The organism is Blautia sp. OF09-25XD (assembly GCF_003482095.1).
Classification (GTDB): Bacteria; Bacillota; Clostridia; order Lachnospirales; family Lachnospiraceae; genus Fusicatenibacter; species Fusicatenibacter saccharivorans.
The window spans coordinates 172,209-190,230 of sequence record NZ_QUMG01000002.1 but is presented as its reverse complement, the minus strand read 5'-3'; the positions used below and the strand labels follow the sequence as shown (position 1 = coordinate 190,230).

The following is an 18,022-nucleotide window of genomic DNA, read 5'->3' as shown; positions in this document are numbered from 1 at the left end:
GAAAATGTATATTTTTACGTATTTTCTTTATATTATTCATATAATATGCATTTTTATGCACTTTAAAAACACTCTCTTTCCATTTTTCCCGTTATCACGGCTGTCACCGGGGGCTCTTGTAACTGCGGACTTTTGTTCGCTGTCCATGAAAAATCTCCCACATCCGGCATCACGCTTTCTGTGGGAGAATTCTCTTTTTCTTATCGATTTATCTCTATTTTACTTCTGCACTTCTTTTCCTGCCGGCACTTTCTGCTCCTCCACAATACCTTTGAATGTGGTAGCCAGACTTGCCAGTCCCTGCAGATCGGACGGAACAACAATCTTTGTTGCCTTTCCATTTGCCAGAACGCCAAGTGCCTCAAGGCTCTTTAAGGTAAGAACGGCATCGTCCGCACCTGCTTCTTTGATCGCACGGATACCATCGGCATTTGCCTGCTGTACTTTGAGGATTGCCTCTGCCTGGCCTTCTGCCTCACGGATCCGTTTCTCTTTTTCTGCCTCTGCACGAAGAATCGCCGCCTGTTTTTCAGCCTCTGCATCGAGGATGGCCGACTGTTTTTTACCTTCGGCAACAAGGATGGTCGATTTTTTCTCTCCTTCTGCAATCAGGATTGCTTCACGGCGTTCACGCTCTGCCTTCATCTGTTTCTCCATTGCTTCCTGGATGGCTGCCGGAGGCATAATGTTTTTCAGCTCGACACGGTTTACTTTAATTCCCCACGGATCGGTCGCGATATCAAGCGCAGCCTGCATCTTCGTGTTGATGATCTCACGGGATGTCAGCGTTTCATCGAGCTCCAGATCTCCAATGATATTTCGAAGCGTTGTTGCCGTCAGGTTTTCAATTGCCATCAGCGGATTGACAACACCGTATGCAAACAGCTTCGGATCGGTAATCTGGAAGAATACAACGGTATCAATCTGCATCGTAACATTATCTTTTGTGATAACCGGCTGCGGCGGGAAATCCACCACCTGCTCTTTCAGGTTTACGCGAATCGCTACACGCTCGATAAACGGAACCTTAAAATGAAGACCGGTTGCCCAGGTGTCCTTGTATTTTCCAAGGCTCTCTACCACGTAAGCACTAGCCTGCGGTACAATTTTCACACACGATGCTGCGATAAACAATGCAACCACAAGAAGCAAAATCAATAAAATTCCTGCAACTCCTCCACCACTCATGTTTCATTTCCTCCTTCTTTTTCTTTGACCTTTACAATCAGCTTGACGCCTTCCACACGGAGCACCGTAACGACTGCATCCACGGGAATCGCACCTCCTTCGTTCTCTGTACGCGCAGTCCACATGTTCCCTCCAAGCGAAACCTTTCCGGTTCCCGCAAGATTGGAGATTTCTTCCGTCACGACTCCTTCCATGCCAACCACACGGTCCACGTTCGTCTTCAGTGTATCCTTATTCAGAAAGCGAACGGCGAGCGGACGTGTAAAAAACAGAAGTACCAGCGATACAACAAGAAACAGTACAATCTGAATTACAATCCCGGCTCCGCACATGGCAGCGATCAAAGCAACAAGCGCCCCACCTGCAAACCAGATCGTCGCAAGGCCAAGTGTTGCTGCCTCAATCACTAAAAAAATGACGAGTGCGATCAGCCAGTAAACCGGCAGGTAAGCTGTAATACCCATGCGTTTTTCCCCCTTTCTGAAAAAATTGGCTGTTGTATTCATCATACTATAATGATGAAAAAATAACAAGCAAAGTTAAAAACATTCAGAAAAAAGAAAGATTTGTCAGGAATCATCTACAGACTGTCAATTCCAAGCCGGGACATGAAAACGAGGATAGCTGACAAAAAACCATATGCGTGAATACGTAAAAATAATACGAGGGTGAAGCTCAATAGTTTCCAGAATACCGATTTGATTTGAACTGCGTAATGCAGGCAATTCCGTATCGTCAGGGTTTTTCGAACAAACGGATCTGACCCATACTGTTTCAGCAGCTTTCTGACCACAGAAACATTTTTTCCTTCATATGTCATCTCTTCCTTCGCCAGATACATTGCACCAATCACCAGGTGAAACAGCATCAGGTCGCCATAAATGTGTGTTGCTCTGGCCGGTATTTTGGGGAATCACTTTTTTCTGTTTTCTCTCCAATACCTACCGCGTCCGCCATACAACACTACGTCAGACATTAGCAGACTTCCGCGCCGATAACCAGAAAACCAAGCTGTTGAAAATTTTTGAAAATAACGATGTCCCGTAACTGGAAATCCAACAACATTTCCTGTAAAACTCCATAAGGATAGTCTGCACTTTTTGACTATCCGGTAGTATTTGTTTCAGAGTAAAAAAAGAGTAAGTGAACGTCTCCCCTTGTTCACTTACTCTTTTTTCTATACCGTCGATTCCATCTCATTTTTCATGACTTTGAACCGATCACAATCTATGGAAATGCATGCTCTCTCCGCCTATCCCCTTGCAAAGGTTCCACGCCTGTTTTTAATAAAAATGCTGATATCCGATCTGAATTCCGCTGCCGTAGCCGCTGTTGAAATACAGGCATCCGCCAACCGGGCTCTCGCCGGAAAGTGCTGCCTGTGCAGCTGCATAACAGTCACTTCTTGCTCCACGGGAAAGCACGCTCTGGAAAGTTCCGGTCGCAACCGGTGTAAACTGTCCACTCTGATAAATAACGCCGGAAACACTGTTCGGGAAGGAACCGCTGTTGACACGGTTTACTACAACCGCTCCGACTGCCACCATTCCTGTGTAGCTCTCGCCGCCTGCCTCGCACTCGATCAGTGCTGCAAGCATTGCCACATCATTGCTGTCTGCGGAAATTACCGATGCACTGCCTGCTGTGGAGGCTGCTGCTGCGCTGCTTGCCGCACAGGCCTGTGATGCCTGGTATTCCTCCATGGAAACAGCACCTTTTAACTCCTCTGAAAGTGTCACATAGTCTCCATGAACGTATGCGCTGCTTCCGCTGTACTGGATCTGATACCAGTCTGCCTCTTCGCCGAATACGCTGACCTCACCATTCTGTGTCAGTGTTCCAACCTGCGCGGAATCTGTGGATGCTGCCTCACGGACACGAAGGCTGTCCGCCTGAACAACTCCGGTGATACCGCACATATTGCGGTAATGTGCTTTTGCCTCTTCCCCAAATACCAGATATTCATTCTTTATGTAGCCTTCTACACCATTGGAAGAGATCTTGCTCCACTCGTCTCCTTTTTCTGTTACAGTAACCGCATAGCCCGGCATCAGACTCCGACGATCTCGGAATCTGCGTTTGCCTCGCTGCGGATGTTGACATATCCTTCTACGTTTGCTGCAGCCATTGTGCTCCAGTCTGTTTTATTTAAAATGGTTTCTTCCTTTGTCTCTGCTTTTACGGGTGCAGCCATGATGACAGTCAGTGTGAGCACGCTCCCCAGGATGCCCGGCACATAACTTTTTTTGAATGTCATACTTACCTCCTGAACAATTATTACGTTTTTGTTACATCTTGTTACAAACCGATTCTACCAGTGTTACATCTTTTTGTCAACTAGAATATTTCGACAACATTCCTGTCTTTTCCCATCGTTTTTTTCATAGAACCCACAATTTTTCACCACTTTTCCGCTTTTTTGACGAATTGGATCGGTTTTTATTCCCACTTTTTCTTCTGCATGCGACCTGCCTGGAATACTTTTCCGTGTCTTGTTTCCTTCTTTTTATTTTGCTTTTGTTTCACATTCTGCCCTTTCTGCCCTCTTTTTCCGCAAATATTTTTTAAGAAATTGTGACAGTTCTTTTTCTATTTTTCGACATGCATTACAAACCTTTTCCACTTTTGACGCATTTTCAAATTTTCTTTTAACTTTTTATTTTTACATGATATTTCTTTCTACATATGGTATAATCTTTAAAAAGAAAGAAAATTTATATTTTATCAATTATTTTTCTTTCAATTTATACGTGAAACTTACCGCAGGAAAATAAAACAGACCGACATTAGAAACCGATCAGGTGAAAGGAGGATGTCATATGTTACACAGCACACAGACAACGAAAAAACACACAGGAAATTTGATTCTGAGATTCGGAATGGCAGGCCTCCTGGCGGCCGGATTATTTTTTTCCGCTCCGTATTCGGCAGCAGCCGAGACAGTTCCAAGTGCAGAAAATACAGACGCCGGTGAAATTACCATTCACTTCACCCATTACGATGCACAGGACCTGGAATTCTATCTGAACACCGATCAGGCGGCTCTTGCTTTTACCGATGCTGCCCTGACATTTCAGGATTCCACAATGGATGCACCGGTCACCATGTCATATCTTTCCGATGATGGTTCCTATGTCCTGTATCAGAACAGCGAACCGGTCGAGGAAGTAAACGGAACGTTCTCCGTATCGATGGTTACGGAACCTGGCTACACACTGGATATGGATCAGATTTCCTTCTATGTTAATGGACAGGCCGTTTCCAATGGCGGTTCCGTTGTGATTACGGATTCTTCGGCGGCGATGACTTCTCTTGTTTACTGTACCGCAATCCCGGAAACACCGGCAACTGACCCGGAGCCATCTCTTCCGGAAGAGCCATCTGCACCGGAAGTTCCGGAAGAACCGGCCGCTCCAGAACCATCCGTTCCGGAACAGCCATCCGCACCGTCAGAAACCCCGACCGTGGTACAGCCATCTGCTTCGGAACAGCCGGCACAGGAAAATATTCTTCCGGAAACCGCAGCTCCTGCATCCAAAACCGCACCGGAACAGGTTCCTGCATCCGAACCGATCGCAGCAGAACCGATTGCCAGCGCAGTTGTTACAGAAGACGAAGAAGTTGATCTTTCCACCATCACCCGGAAGTTACCGCATCCGCTGTTACTTCTTCCAGCCAGCTTCCAGCCGCAACGCAGATTGTACCATCTGCCAGAACAACAGACCCGGATGCACAGATTATTACTTCGGAAACTGCAGCTCTTGAAAATGCCGCACAGGCCGAGAATACACAGACTGCACACACAGGAATCGGCTCCTGGTTCCATCAGCGAACAAATCAGATCCTCGCAGTCATGATCGCTGTGATCCTGCTTCTGATCCTGATCGAATCACTTCTGGCACTAAAGGATTCCATGAATCAGAAAAGATCGCATCGCTTCTATTAAAAATAAGGTCCATAATAAAAAATAAGCATACAAAAAGAAGGAACGTATCTCATGAAACATGGGATACGTTCCTTCTCTTATATTATTTTTTATCCTCTTTTTTTCGCAGCCGCTTTCTGAATCTCACAGAAATCGTGCAGCGCCTGACGGCCGATTTTTACGATTTTACGGATGTTGATGGAATTTGTTCCGCCCTGACGCGGCTTGAAGCTGATCGGGATGAAACGGATTTTCCGGTGAAAATACGCTCCGAAGGCAGTCAGCAGTGCGTTCGGCAGATTGTAGTTTTCCGGCATCAGCGGCAGATACTCGGCCACGTAGTCTGCTTTCATCAGACGGAACGGGGCATTTGCATCCGGCACGGATACGTGGAAATAGGTCCAGAGCACCGCGCACAGCACTTTTTCCACGACAGCGCGGGAAAAGCCGTCGCCGCGGCTTGTGCGGTTTCCGAAAATGGCGTCGTAGCCTCGCGGATCTGCCAGAACTTTTCGAACTCCGCCGGATCGGTCTGACCGTCGGAATCGGTCTGGAAGATATAGTCCGCACCGTTTTCAAGTGCATAGCGGTAGCCGTACAGAACGGTGGAACCGTGGCCGCCGTTTGGCTTCGTCAGCACGGTGAGCAACGGGCGGGTTTCGCACTCTGCTGAAGCAATTTCATACGTATCGTCGCGGCTTCCGTCGTTGATGATCACAAGACGGGACGCACCGCCGCCGTTATGCTTCTCCACGACGGGACACCATTCCTCGATCGTTCTTTTGATATTTTCCGACTCATTATAGGCTGGTATTACAATATATAAGGTATCCATTGGTATTCTCCTTGCATTTCCTTCCATCCATTATACAGGATTTCTTTTCATTGCGAAAGATGCTCTCATGGAGAAAATTTCCCAGTACCGTTCGTTTGTTATTCTTCCCACAGTTTCTGCGGATAACGGCCCTCGTCTTTTAATTTCTGCAGTGCTGCCATGACATTTTCTTTGTCTTCTTTGTACGTTACGCCGTACCAGTTATCATAGGAGCGGAGTACGGTGACTTCCGCTTTTTTCTCCTGCAGCAGTTCATCGACAACGAACGGCAGGAAGTATTCGCCTTTTAACGGGTTAGTTTTGTATACATCCTCGAGGAACGGCAGGAAGCGGCGTTTCAGCTCAATCAGGATACTCGGTGTGAAGCCCCAGAGGTTCATGGAAACGATCGTTCCCTGCGGCAGTCCGGTCCAGGTTGCGCCGTCATCCTCGGTGTATTCGGCCTGTCCGCCGTGGTTTTCGATTCTTGTGCGCTCATGAATGCCGACAAGGTGGTTCTGGTCGTCTGCGGTGCAGATACCGCGGGCTACGTGGCCATTGTCGGTCAGGGTTTTGTACAGGTCGTAGGCAACCATCGCGTACTGATAGGTCGCGCCGTCCTGCTCGGTTGTCAGCTGGCGGTAGATCTCCTCGAATGCTGTTCTTCCATAATAATCATCGGAATTGATGACGGCGAACGGTGCGCCGTCGATGGCTTCTGCCGCACAGAGAATCGCATGACCGGTTCCCCACGGTTTGACGCGGCCTTCCGGCACTTCGTAGCCTTTCGGGAGAACGTCGAGTTCCTGGTAAACATACTCTACATCCATGTATTTCTCAATTCGCTTGCCGATGCCCTCGCGGAATGCCTCGTCGATGGCTTTTTTGATGATAAAGATGACTTTCTCAAAGCCTGCCTGTTTTGCATCATAAATGGAAAAGTCGATAATCATATTTCCGTACGGGTCAACCGGATCAATCTGTTTTAATCCGCCGTAACGGCTTCCCATTCCTGCTGCCATGATGACTAATACTGGTTTTTTGCTCATGATGTTCTCTCCTTTTTATTCTCCAAAATAAACTTTTAATCTCTCCGCAAAGTCTGCCGGGATTTCTCTTTCAAATGGAAATGGTTCTGCATCCGCCAAATACTCGGCGATTTCGCCCAGGACACCGGCGCTCCGGTTCAGTGACCAGGCGGAGATCCAGTCGATCGTATCGTGGCAGGTATGCATGCCGAAACCATCGCGGTTCAGCGTCATCGCCGGGATGCCCTTCCATGCGAAGGTGTTGGAATCGCTGCTCCAGATATTGTTGATGAGCGATACGCCTTTGTCCGCCTGTTTTAAGTGCTCCATGATCACGTCGCATGCCTCTTTCGTTGCTGCCACGCCAAGCACGGTTCCGCCGATGGCCTGTCCGGCGAGGTCGACGTTCATGTTGAAGCGGTGCTGCGCCAGCTCGGCTTCATGCGCTTTCACATATGCCCGGCTTCCGCAGAGACCCAGCTCCTCCGCGCCGAACCAGATGCATTCCAGTGTCCGTTTCGGGCGGTTTTCGGCGAAGTAGTGTGCCAGCTCCATGATGATCGCTGCGCCCGCCATGTTGTCGTATGCACCAGGTCCCTGCGGAACGGAATCGTAATGAGCCGTCAGCGTCAGGATTTTCTCTGGCTGCTCGGTTCCCGGGATGCGCAGGATGATATTTTTCGACGTTCTCCTGATTTTTTTCTGCTGTAAAACGAGGCGTGCACGGCTCGCTCCCCGTTCTACCAGTTCCATCGCATCAAGATAATGAATGACGGCGCACGGCAGTTTCGGATTTTTTACGCCGCGCAGGGTGCGGTAGTCCGGCAGACGGTCCTCGTCTTTGTCCAGCGGCGTTCCGGTCAGGATCAGAAATCCGACGGCTCCTGCTTTTTCCAGTTTTTCATAGTTTTCTGCATTGGCACCGCCGTTGATCAGGACGATTTTCCCTTCTGCATGGGAAAGGCTGACCGGGTCGCCGTTTTCTACGTAGAGGAATGGTGCCTCCACGCCTTCCGGAGCGGTATTGGCTGCCGCGAAGCAGCCGCGGACGGTGTATGTTTTCTCATATGGCTCTGTGACCGTAAAGACAGCTTCGTCAACCTGCCATGTCTCAATCTCGAACGGCTCGCGGCGGATCTGCAATTCGCCCTGCCCCCATTTTTCTGCGATTTCAGAAAGTTCTTTTTCGATCCGGCAGGCTGCTTTTTCTTCGCCTTCCGTTCCGGCTTCGCGGATGTAGTTAAACTGGCTGACGAACGCATACTGCCGCTGGCCGCTGATGGTATTTGCTTTCATAATAATGTTATGTCCTTTTCTTTTCTTTTTTTATTTTCTTAAAGTTCTTCCAGTACCGCTCTCGCGCTGCGCACGGCTTTGACGTCCGTGCGGTAGAGGGTGTATTCGCTTAAGGATGGAAGTCCCATGTTCACATTTTCTTTCCGATACTGCATCGGCTCGCCAGTTCGATTTTTCCGGACATGTGGTAGGCGGTCACGCCGGTTTTCGGATACAGCTCGCGGATCGCATCCGCGCAGATACCGCCGCCCGCCTGAATACGGATGCGTCCCGCCGCCTGGCGCTGCAGTTCGGCGAGAAGCTCTGCTCCTTTTACCGCACTGTTCTGCTGACCGGAGGTGAGAATGGTGTTCATACCAAGCGATACCGCCTGCTCAAGCGCTTCTTTGGGATCGCGGCAGACATCAAACGCGCGGTGCAGCGTCACGGACATGCCGTCGGCTGCCTCCATCAGCTGTTCCATTGCCGCCATATTCATCGTTCCATCCTCTTTCAGTACACCGACCACAACGCCCTCTGCACCAAGTTCGCGATACATCGCAACTTCCTCGCGAATTTCTTCTAATTCATATGGGGTGTAGCAGAAATCCCCGAACCGCGGGCGGATCAATGCATGAATCGGAATGGTTGTCTGTCTGCGGATCACCTCAAACAGCTTCGAACCCGGCGTTGTTCCGCCGATCACCAGATTCTGACACAGCTCCAGCCGGCTTGCCCCGCCTTTTGCCGCCGCAAGCGCCGACTCCGCCGAGTCCACACAGACTTCCAGGATATAATCGTTCATAAAATTCCCTCTGTTTTCGTAATTTTCTTTCTCTATCATACCCTATTTGAGGCAATTAGGAAAGAGCTTCTTTGGTTCACTTTCGTTCACTTCTGCTTCTGATGCAGATATTTTTCTCTCGTTGCCATGCCGCCGCGAATGTGGCGTTCAGACTTGTTCACATCCAGAATTTTCCTTGCCTCTGCCGCCAGACCCGGATTCACTTGTACCAGACGTGATGTCAGATCCTTATGCACGGTACTTTTGCTCACTCCGAATTTTTTCGCCGTCTGCCGTACGGTCGCTTTCGTCTCAATCATGTAAATTGCTGTCTCCACAGCACGCTCTTCGATATAGTCCCTCACAAAAAGCCTCCGAAGACGCTGTTTTTACAGTGTATTCGGAGGCTTTGATGGGTATGTCTTCTATTTTATTATTTGTAATATACCCATACCGCTTTTGTCTGTTCCAGCACCTGATCGATATCCCAGGTTTTTTCGGAATTTTTTCTGCTGTTTGGGTCGTTGATTTTCAGTCTGCCATTCTGCAATCCGGTAAGAACGATAAAATGACCGTTGCTGGTAAACTCCCCGGGTCCCATCAGGGCAATGATGGGGTTTCCGGCCTGCAGGTTGTTTTCCACCCGTTCCCGTTCCACAGGGATTTCTTTGCTGGAAAGGCCGATCTGCCGGGCTCCTTCCAGCATCAGAGACCAGGCGGTTCCGCTGCCGTCTACGGCATAGCCGTTCTGTGAGGCAAAATCGGCGACCCAGCGCGGATTTTTTGTGATATCGCCAGTCATGAAAATGGCAACCATGGAAAGTGCTGTCGGTCCGCAGCCGCTTAATCCCATCACTTCACCGGCATATCGGTGATAGCCCCATCTCTGATCCCACTGCAAGAGAAGCGGAACCTCCGATGCGGATGACAGGTCGCTCAGGTCAATCTCCGGCTCCTCCTCTTTTTTCAACGGATATTCTTCGACGAACGTCTCCGTCTCATTGTTTCTCTCGTAAAGCGACAACAGCTCCTCCGGGTACTGATCCATTGAAATGCCGTTTGCTTTTGCATACCGTTGGATCGGATTCTGCCGGAAGCGCCGCACACCGCCCAAAAGCAGAAGACAGCCGAACAGCAATAGCAGCCCGCGGATCCGCCATACCTTTCTTTTTCGTCTCCGTGCTCTTTCTCTTCTTTGTATTATCCTTCTTTGTGTCATTCTTTTTTGTTCTGCTGTCTCTTGCCATTCCAGTGTATTGTTTTCACGGATCATGAAAAATCCCCCTCCCGATCTTATGGTGTACTCCAAAAATCTTTCTGTGCCTGATTTTGTGAGATGATTGAGAGTACATTCTTCCTTTTCATCATAACAAATTTCCGATTTTTCTTTTTGTATATTTTCCGAAGAAAAACTACTTTTTTTCCGTCTGCTTTCTTAAGATTTTTTGTATCTGTGCAAAGCCATGCGAAACGGAAGCAAAACCGCAAGCAGGAAAAAGATGGCAAATTCCGGAAATATCATTGAGAAAAAAGTTCAAAAATGGTAAAATAGGAAAAACAACATCTTTAAGCGGAGGATAAAACAAAATGAAAAAACTGAAAGTAAAAAAAGGCAGCACCTGTATGGCTTGTCTTGCCTGTGTGGGAGCATGTTCTGAGGCATTTTATAAGGTATTTGATCCGGACAAGGCATGTCTGCAGATCGTAGAGAAAAAGGCTGTTCGCCCGATCGCCTGTCCGCAGTGCGGTAAATGTGCCGAGGCCTGTCCGGAAGGCGCCATCACCCAGAACCCGAAGGGCGTTTACATGATCAACAAGAAAAAATGTACGGGATGCGGAGCCTGTGCGAAGGCCTGTCCATTTGGCCTGATCGTAAAAACCGAGGGAAATCCGGCTTCCAAATGTATCGCCTGCGGTATCTGCGCGAAAGCCTGCCCGATGGATGTACTGGAAGTTGTGGACGAATAATGATCCGAACTCTTAGATACCGCCAGGATCTCATGTAAGCACAGATCCTGACTCATTGCTCACATAAACATAAAAATGCACTGTGGAACGTCGTCGGACAATTCCACAGTGCATTTTTCTGTTAAACGAAAAACAATTGATTCCCGCTCGCCGCCTGGCAGAATGATCGATGCCCGTTTCCGCAGACAGCATTCCGACAAAAAGGGACAAAATTTACAATTTTACTCCCGCGCCAGCAGAACCATCGATTTTGCCGGAAGCATCATGCTTTCTTTCATCTCTGCTCCATCCTCTGCACAGCGTTTTCCATCGCAGAGCAGTTTCCAGTTTCCTTCCGGGAGTTTCTGCAAAGCTTCTTTTTCCCATGGATTGTAGAAGACGCAGACTGCGCGGCCATTCGGGTATTCCAGTTCGTAACCTGCGATCTGGTTTTCACGGAAAAATGTCTTTTTACAGTCCGGCTCGCACGTTCCGTATGCCTGAAATTTTCGGCGCAGAGCGAGAAGACCACGGTAATAGTCCACCAGCTCTTCCTGCTCTAAGGCGCGTGTCCAGTCAATTTTGTTGAGCTGCCACGACGATTTGAAGCTGTTTCCTTCGCCATGCTTCGTGCGCGCAAATTCCTCACCCGCCTGGAAAAACGGCATTCCCTTGCAGGTCATCACAATGCCCGCCGCCAGACGGTTCATCGAAAGCGTCCGCTCATCCATCTTGTCAAAATCCGGCTCCGCATCCTCCTTCCGCTTCGGATCGGACAGTTTTAATTTATCCCACAGTGTATAATTATCATGTGCCGACACATACGGAATCAGCTGGCTCGCATTGCGCGGCTCATAGGCTCCTTTTCCGTCCAGCCAGCCGTCTGTCGCGGAAAGTATTCCTGCTGAAAGACGCTCTTTTCCATTGACATAGCCTCCCTCTGCGGCAATGAAAACACTTCCCTTGATGGAATCTCTCGTATCGTCACAGAACATGGAAATGCCATCCATCAGCTTTCCGATATTCTGTTTATCCGAAGGGAAATATCCCTCCTGCATTGCGCTTGCCGCTGCTTTCCACGGTTCACCGTAAACCAGAATCTCCTCGCCGCGCGGCATCCGGTTCAGAGCTGTGCGGATCGCATTCATGGTCTCCGTGTCATGCAGTGCCATCAGATCGAAGCGGAAACCGTCGATATGATATTCCTTCGCCCAGTAACAAACCGAGTGAACCATAAAGCGGCGGAACATCTCCCGCTCACTTGCCGTCTCGTTTCCACAGTCGGAGCCATTGGAAATCGTGCCGTCCTCCCATTCACGGTAATAATAATAAGGAACTGTTTTCTGAAGCGGCGAATCGAGATTATACGTATGATTGTATACCACATCCATAATCACGCCGATGCCGGCTTTATGCAGTGCCTGAACCATTTCCTTCATTTCCCGGATACGTACCTCTCCGTGGAAAGGATCGGTTGCATAGGATCCCTCCGGCACATTGTACTGCACCGGGTCGTAGCCCCAGTTGAACGCTTCCGCATCGTCTTCCGGCACACTTCCGAAATCGAAAACAGGAAGCAGATGCACATGAGAAATGCCAAGCGACTTCAGATAATCGAGCCCTGTCGCATGAATTCCGTCTCCATTCAGTGTTGTGCCTTCTTCCGTAAATGCCAGAAACTTTCCACGGTGCTTATCCGAAACACCGGAATTCGGATCGCTTGAAAAATCCTTCACATGAAGCTCATACACACAGCGGTCCTCCGGCCGGATTTCCGGTCTTTTATCCTGCTCCCAGCCCACCGGGTCCGTCTCTGCAAGATTTACTACCATACTCCGCTCCGAATCAACACCGGAAGCCACGCCGTACGGATCGACCGTATCAAAAACGCCATCTGAGTGCAGAATGTGATACGTATAATACGTTCCATACCGCGCTCCCTGCAATGCACAACTCCAGACACCCTTTTCGCCGCGCGTCATCGCAATCGAGGCTATTTTTCGGTCCCCGTACTCCCGGCTGCTGCCACGTGAAAACAGCTCCAGCGAAGCCTCCATTGCTGTCGGCGCCCAGAGCTTCCACTCTGTCACAAACTGCTCATCCTTTTTCGGCATCTGCCAGTTTCCATCACATTCCCTGCTCTTCTTCACCGAGACACCGAGGTCATCCCCTTCATACGTAAAGTTTTCCACAAATTCTTCCGATTCAAAAAAGCTTTTCCACTCCGCCGGCGTTCTTTTCACCACCGCATTCATCTTCTTTCCCTCCATTTCTTTGTAAACCCGCAGAATCTCTCCGACACTCCACGCCTGCGCATAGCAGCCCTTCGACATCACCGGCGCCGCACCATCATAAATCTCCGCCAGATGAAACAGGCATCCTTCCTGCATCCAGCTCGCAAGACGGTCCAGTCCGCGGCGCACTTCCTGTTTTCCCTCCTTCGGGAAATAGTTCAGCACCGCACGGAAATACGCCCCAAGCGGAAATCCCCAGACTGTCCCCTGATGATATGCCCTGTCACGCTCCGGCTGGCTTCCGCCGATCCATGGATGAAATGCCGGATCCTCCATCTCCAATGACCGCAGTCCTGCTGTCGTATACAGCTTTTCTTTAACCGCCTGTAAGATCCGCTGCCCCTGCTTCTGACTCATCATCTGAAACGGAAGCGCCAGCACAAAGACCTGATTGCATCGAAACTGCTTCTCTTCATACGTGCCGTTCAGCACATCCTTCAGATATCCTTCCTCTTCCATCCAGAACTTTTCGAGGAAACTCTTCTTCACCTGCTCCGCAAGCTTCCCATACGCCGATCCATCCTTTCCGACAAACGGCGCCAGCTCTTCCAGAATCCTCAGACCATTATACCAGTACGCATTAATCTCCACCGGCTTCCCGTGACGCGGTGTCGGCAGCTCCTTGTCAATCCGCACATCCATCCACGTCACCTGTTCCAGACCGCCCCCGGCCATAATCAGCCCGTCACTGTCCATTTTAATATGGAAATCCGTTCCCTTCTGATACCAGAACACAATATCCTCCATCACCGGAAACGCCTCGCACACAAACTCCAGATCTCCTGTTTCAAGGTAATACTCATACACCACATCCAAAAACAAAAGGGCCGCATCCACCGTATTATACATCGGAAGCGCATCCCCCTCCGGAAACAGGTTCGGCATCAGTCCTTCTTTTGTATATGCCATAAAGGTTCGAAGAATGCTCTTGCACTCTTCATATTCCCCAATTGCCAGCGTGCACCCCGGCAGCGAAATCATCGTATCCCGCCCCCAGTCCGCAAAATAAGGAAAACCAGCCATAATACTCTTCCCACCTGTCGATGCACGTTCCGTAATATACTGACTCGCACTCACCGCCAGCCGCTTTCCCACCGGATCAGAAATCCCGGACTTTTCCGCAATCGCCTCCTGCCGCTTCTCTTCCTCTTCTATCCACAGCGCAATCCTTTCCTCATCCCACTTATCCACATCATCCGCGAGACTATACACAACAAAAAAGACCTGCTCCCTGCCGTCTCCCGTCATCTCAAACCGAATCCGATGATTCACGACAGCACTTCCGATGCCATCTCTTCCATCCCGCGCATCCTGCTCAAAAAACAAATCCCTCCAGATCCTCTCCTTCTCCATCTGAAGCTCCCCATTCGTTCCATAAGAAAGAATCACACCATTACTCGCAATGCACTTCCGGTCCACCGCAAAATTCTGCCCCTCCTGCAGCTGCTCTCCCTTCGCCGCAAACCGCATCACCGGCCGAACCGAAAAACTCCCCTTCTTCCCACTTCTCACCCGATACCGGACAAGAACCGTATTCTCCCCCTGAACCATCCCAATCGTCTTCTCAATTTCAATCCCCTTCACCCGGTAAAACCATACCGGCAGACTCCCCATCTCAAATCCTTCCAGAAACCGAAACCCCTCCACATTCTGCGTCCGATTCACAAACTCCTGTGAAAACAGCTCCGTTTCCTCTCCATCCACCTCCAACGTCTCCCAGACATTCGAAATCAGATGCTCCCGCACCGTAGGCGCCTTCAGTGCCCCCATCAACAGCGCCTGATCATTCCTCGCCGCATTCCCCATCACCGTCAGCGAACAATAACCTCCCAGTCCGTTTGTCAGCAAAAAACACTTCTTTTCTCCACTCCGAAAATCCATCCACTCCGAAGCATTCAGTCGAATCCTATCCATACCGCAAAACCTCCAAATTTCACACAATATGTTCCCGGAACTTTTCTGTTCTCATAAAATCAAGCACAAAAAACTCCGGAAATATTTTTTTTCATTCTATCTCCAAACTTCGCACCAGTCAACAAACTCACGCCGATTCGCCCTCCGGGCGAATCCAGCCCCTCTCCCCGTCCTCCAACACACTCTCCCCTTCCACACACAACAATCTCACGCCGATCTGCCTCCGGGCAGATCCAGCCCCTCCTCCCGTCCTTCAACCCCAGGATCTGGCTCCGGCGTCGTGGCACCTGCCGCGCAGACGGGCGCATTGGCATCGGCGGCATGCGGATGATGCACGCGTGGGAGGCAGTGGGGTGAGGATGACGGACGGCCATCCAGGCCGGAAGTCAAGAGGCTCTGAGACGGGAAATCATCAGATTTCCTGTCGAATAGCCTCGGTTCCTCAATCCACCGCCTCCCACACGTCATCATCCGCCCGCCGATGCCACCGCGCCCGTCTGTGCGGCAGGTGCCACGGCGCCGGAGTCAGATCCGTCCCCCACACACAAATAGAGCAGCCGACCCCTCATCGGCTGCTCCACAAATCATCCTTTGACGGCTCCTGAAAGCCCATCTGTATAATATCTCTGCATTACAACAAACAAAATCGCAATCGGCACCGAAATGCAAACCGCTCCCGCCGCAAAGCAAGTATACCAGCTGTCGATATACTCCTTCTCCAGCATCTTCCACAGACCCAGTGCAACCGTATAATACTTCGCATTCGCCCTGCAGATAACCTTTGCGAAAATAAAGTCCAGCCACGGTCCCAGAAATGCACTCAAAGTCGTGTACACAATAATCGGCTTACTCAGTGGAATTGTCACCTTCGTAAATACCTGGAATCTCGTTGCTCCATCCAGATAAGCCGCCTCATCCAGTGCCTTCGGAACCGTATCAAAAAATCCCTTTGCAAGCAGGAATCCCGCTCCGGAACCGCCCGAGTACACCAGAATCAATGCCACACGGATCATCGATCCCTCCGAAAGGCCAACTGCCTTTAAAATATAGTAGACAGCAACCATCGACATAAATGCCGGGAACAGACCTAAGATCATCGCGATGTTCATGTAAGTCTTACGGATTTTAAACCGCATTCTCGACATGCAGTAAGAAACCGAAAGCACAAATATTGTAGAAATCAGACAACTGAACACCGCAATGATAAATGTGTTCTTAAACATCTGCGGAAAGTCTAACACCTGCGTATCTGTAAACAGACGCACATAGTTATGAAGCGTATATCCCTTTGGGAAAAAGCTGGTAACATAAGATCCCTTCTGTGTACTGAAGCTTAAGAGTGCAATCCACAGAACCGGAATCACCCACACAATCGCAAGCAGTGCCAGAACCACATGTACAATCACATCGGAAATCATTCCACGCGCTTTCATGGAGTGTGTTTTTTTCTCTTTGTTATTCATTATTGGAATCCCTCCTCGTTCTTGTAAGAACCAGTATTCCGGTACGTGATCAGTGAAACCACAGCCAGAATGACAAAGGTAAGAATACCGACAACCGCACCAACGTTAAAGTACTGTAAGTCAACCGTCAGCTTGTACAGCCAGGTAACCAGAAGGTCCGTCTTTCCGGCGGTTGCTCCGACCGGAACCGGTGCTCCTGCAGTCAGCAGATAAATAACGTTGAAGTTGTTGATATTACCCGTAAACGTCGTAATCAGATACGGAGTCGTGACAAACAGCATATACGGCAGCGTAATCTTAAAGAAAATTGTCACAGGACCTGCGCCATCAACACGGGCTGCCTCGTAAAGCTCACCCGGAATGTTCTGTAAGATACCGGTAACCTGCATCATGGTAAACGGAATACCAACCCAGAGGTTGATGATAACAACCGTTGCTCTCGCCCAGGTCGCATTTGTCAGGAACGGAAGCGGACTGCTGATCAGACCGGCCTGAACCAAGAGGTTGTTGATCAGGCCGTTGTCCTTTAACATCGTACGCATCAGAAGAAGAGAAACGAACTGCGGAATTGCAGCGGAGAGCATAAAACAGAATCTCCAGAATCCCTTGATGCGGGTTGTTTTACGATTGATGACAATCGCAAGAATCATACCAAGAATATAGTTCAGGAAGGTAGCGAGCACAGCCCAGATCAGGGTCCATCCAAGAACAGACCAGAATGTCTTGCCGATCGAGTTGCCCATGCCAAGAACCGTACTGAAATTTTTCAGTCCAACCCAGTGAAAAATCGTCAGATGGTCGCCGACTTTACTGTAGCTGGTGAAAGCCATACAGATCATAAAGACCAGTGGAAGGATTGTGAAAATCACAATACCGAGAATCGGAAGTGTCAGCAGGGTCCAGTGCAGTCTCTTGTCAACGAGTGCTTCCAGATCCTCTTTGATGGTGTTGATATGTTTCCCTTCCTTTGCACGACACTCTACCTCATAAGCGCTCTTCATATTGACACGCCAGATCATAAAGAAGAGAACCGTAATAAAAATCGTTGCTACTCCGTAGAGCAGGAACAGAATTGTCATATCGCCGCCGGTATATTCATAAATACCCTTGGCCTCGTTCCACACCTCTTCCTGCGCACGGCCGCCCAGGGTGATGAGATGATAGAGATTGTTGATACCGCCTTCGATCATAAACAGGAGATACGCAATTTCTACTGCCAGAAATAAAATACCCTTTACGATCTGTTTGTGAGCCAGATTTCCCAGTCCCATGACAAACATGGAAAGTTTCGTGACCGCATCGCCCTTTGTGATGGCTTTTGTCACCGGATAGGGAGTCTCAAACTCTTTGGCGCGTTTTTTCAATGATGCCATAATCTATCCTTTCCGAA

16 protein-coding genes are annotated in these 18,022 nt (G+C 49.4%); 2 read left to right on the top strand and 14 right to left on the bottom strand.

Annotated features, from left to right (window positions below):
- Positions 1 to 219: 219 nt before the first annotated feature.
- The 4 genes from DXA93_RS02840 to DXA93_RS02820 all read right to left on the bottom strand — a co-directional run bounded on the left by DXA93_RS02840 (position 220) and on the right by DXA93_RS02820 (position 3,445).
- The gene (locus DXA93_RS02840) at positions 220 to 1,188 is read right to left on the bottom strand and encodes an SPFH domain-containing protein (RefSeq protein WP_117510131.1); all 969 of its coding nucleotides are present in this window, start codon (positions 1,186 to 1,188) and stop codon (positions 220 to 222) included.
- Positions 1,185 to 1,652 carry an NfeD family protein gene (locus DXA93_RS02835; protein ID WP_118667016.1) on the bottom strand — a complete coding sequence of 156 codons (468 nt, stop codon included), beginning with the start codon at positions 1,650 to 1,652 and terminating at the stop codon, positions 1,185 to 1,187. Before DXA93_RS02835 ends, DXA93_RS02840 begins: the two co-directional genes overlap by 4 nt.
- Before the next feature lie 819 nt (positions 1,653 to 2,471).
- Positions 2,472 to 3,239: a cell wall hydrolase gene (locus tag DXA93_RS02825; protein ID WP_119207702.1), complete on the bottom strand. Its 768-nt coding sequence runs from the start codon at positions 3,237 to 3,239 to the stop codon at positions 2,472 to 2,474.
- Complete coding sequence (locus DXA93_RS02820) at positions 3,239 to 3,445, bottom strand: hypothetical protein (RefSeq protein WP_117813392.1); 207 nt, start codon at positions 3,443 to 3,445, stop codon at positions 3,239 to 3,241. Before DXA93_RS02820 ends, DXA93_RS02825 begins: the two co-directional genes overlap by 1 nt.
- 562 nt (positions 3,446 to 4,007) lie before the next feature.
- Between DXA93_RS02820 and DXA93_RS02815 the strand changes: the two genes are divergently transcribed.
- Entirely contained in the window at positions 4,008 to 5,045 is a 1,038-nt protein-coding gene (locus DXA93_RS02815; RefSeq protein WP_119207701.1) for a hypothetical protein, read from the top strand.
- A 178-nt stretch (positions 5,046 to 5,223) separates the two neighbouring features.
- Here DXA93_RS02815 and DXA93_RS19310 read toward each other — a convergent pair whose 3' ends face one another.
- From DXA93_RS19310 to DXA93_RS02785, 7 genes are all read right to left on the bottom strand, one after another.
- The gene (locus tag DXA93_RS19310) at positions 5,224 to 5,523 is read right to left on the bottom strand and encodes a hypothetical protein (protein ID WP_330427230.1); all 300 of its coding nucleotides are present in this window, start codon (positions 5,521 to 5,523) and stop codon (positions 5,224 to 5,226) included.
- Positions 5,466 to 5,948, bottom strand: a complete 483-nt coding sequence (locus tag DXA93_RS02810; protein WP_330427072.1) for a glycosyltransferase family 2 protein — start codon at positions 5,946 to 5,948, stop codon at positions 5,466 to 5,468. Before DXA93_RS02810 ends, DXA93_RS19310 begins: the two co-directional genes overlap by 58 nt.
- A gap of 98 nt (positions 5,949 to 6,046) precedes the next feature.
- Positions 6,047 to 6,976 carry a nucleotidyltransferase family protein gene (locus tag DXA93_RS02805; RefSeq protein WP_118641161.1) on the bottom strand — a complete coding sequence of 310 codons (930 nt, stop codon included), beginning with the start codon at positions 6,974 to 6,976 and terminating at the stop codon, positions 6,047 to 6,049.
- Positions 6,977 to 6,991: 15 nt separating this feature from the next.
- On the bottom strand, positions 6,992 to 8,251 hold the full coding sequence (locus DXA93_RS02800) for a M20/M25/M40 family metallo-hydrolase (protein ID WP_055220901.1): 1,260 nt from the start codon (positions 8,249 to 8,251) through the stop codon (positions 6,992 to 6,994).
- A gap of 130 nt (positions 8,252 to 8,381) precedes the next feature.
- Positions 8,382 to 9,035, bottom strand: coding sequence for a copper homeostasis protein CutC (locus tag DXA93_RS02795; RefSeq protein WP_330427229.1), 654 nt, complete (start codon positions 9,033 to 9,035; stop codon positions 8,382 to 8,384).
- Between the two features lie 86 nt (positions 9,036 to 9,121).
- Positions 9,122 to 9,379: a sporulation transcriptional regulator SpoIIID gene (gene spoIIID / locus DXA93_RS02790; protein ID WP_055220903.1), complete on the bottom strand. Its 258-nt coding sequence runs from the start codon at positions 9,377 to 9,379 to the stop codon at positions 9,122 to 9,124.
- Between the two features lie 68 nt (positions 9,380 to 9,447).
- A complete protein-coding gene (locus DXA93_RS02785) occupies positions 9,448 to 10,287 on the bottom strand; it encodes a C39 family peptidase (protein ID WP_055225735.1) in 840 nt (279 codons plus the stop codon).
- Positions 10,288 to 10,601: 314 nt separating this feature from the next.
- Between DXA93_RS02785 and DXA93_RS02780 the strand changes: the two genes are divergently transcribed.
- Positions 10,602 to 10,982, top strand: a complete 381-nt coding sequence (locus DXA93_RS02780) for a 4Fe-4S binding protein (protein ID WP_022463049.1) — start codon at positions 10,602 to 10,604, stop codon at positions 10,980 to 10,982.
- 221 nt (positions 10,983 to 11,203) lie between these two features.
- Here the strand turns inward: DXA93_RS02780 and pulA are convergent, their stop codons facing one another.
- From pulA to DXA93_RS02765, 3 genes are all read right to left on the bottom strand, one after another.
- Positions 11,204 to 15,169 (bottom strand): type I pullulanase, encoded by a 3,966-nt coding sequence (gene pulA / locus DXA93_RS17710; protein ID WP_158583255.1) that lies wholly within the window; start codon positions 15,167 to 15,169, stop codon positions 11,204 to 11,206.
- Between the two features lie 584 nt (positions 15,170 to 15,753).
- Positions 15,754 to 16,632, bottom strand: coding sequence for a sugar ABC transporter permease (locus tag DXA93_RS02770; protein ID WP_227094136.1), 879 nt, complete (start codon positions 16,630 to 16,632; stop codon positions 15,754 to 15,756).
- Entirely contained in the window at positions 16,632 to 18,005 is a 1,374-nt protein-coding gene (locus DXA93_RS02765) for a carbohydrate ABC transporter permease (RefSeq protein WP_117761299.1), read from the bottom strand. Before DXA93_RS02765 ends, DXA93_RS02770 begins: the two co-directional genes overlap by 1 nt.
- Between the last annotated feature and the right edge of the window lie 17 nt (positions 18,006 to 18,022).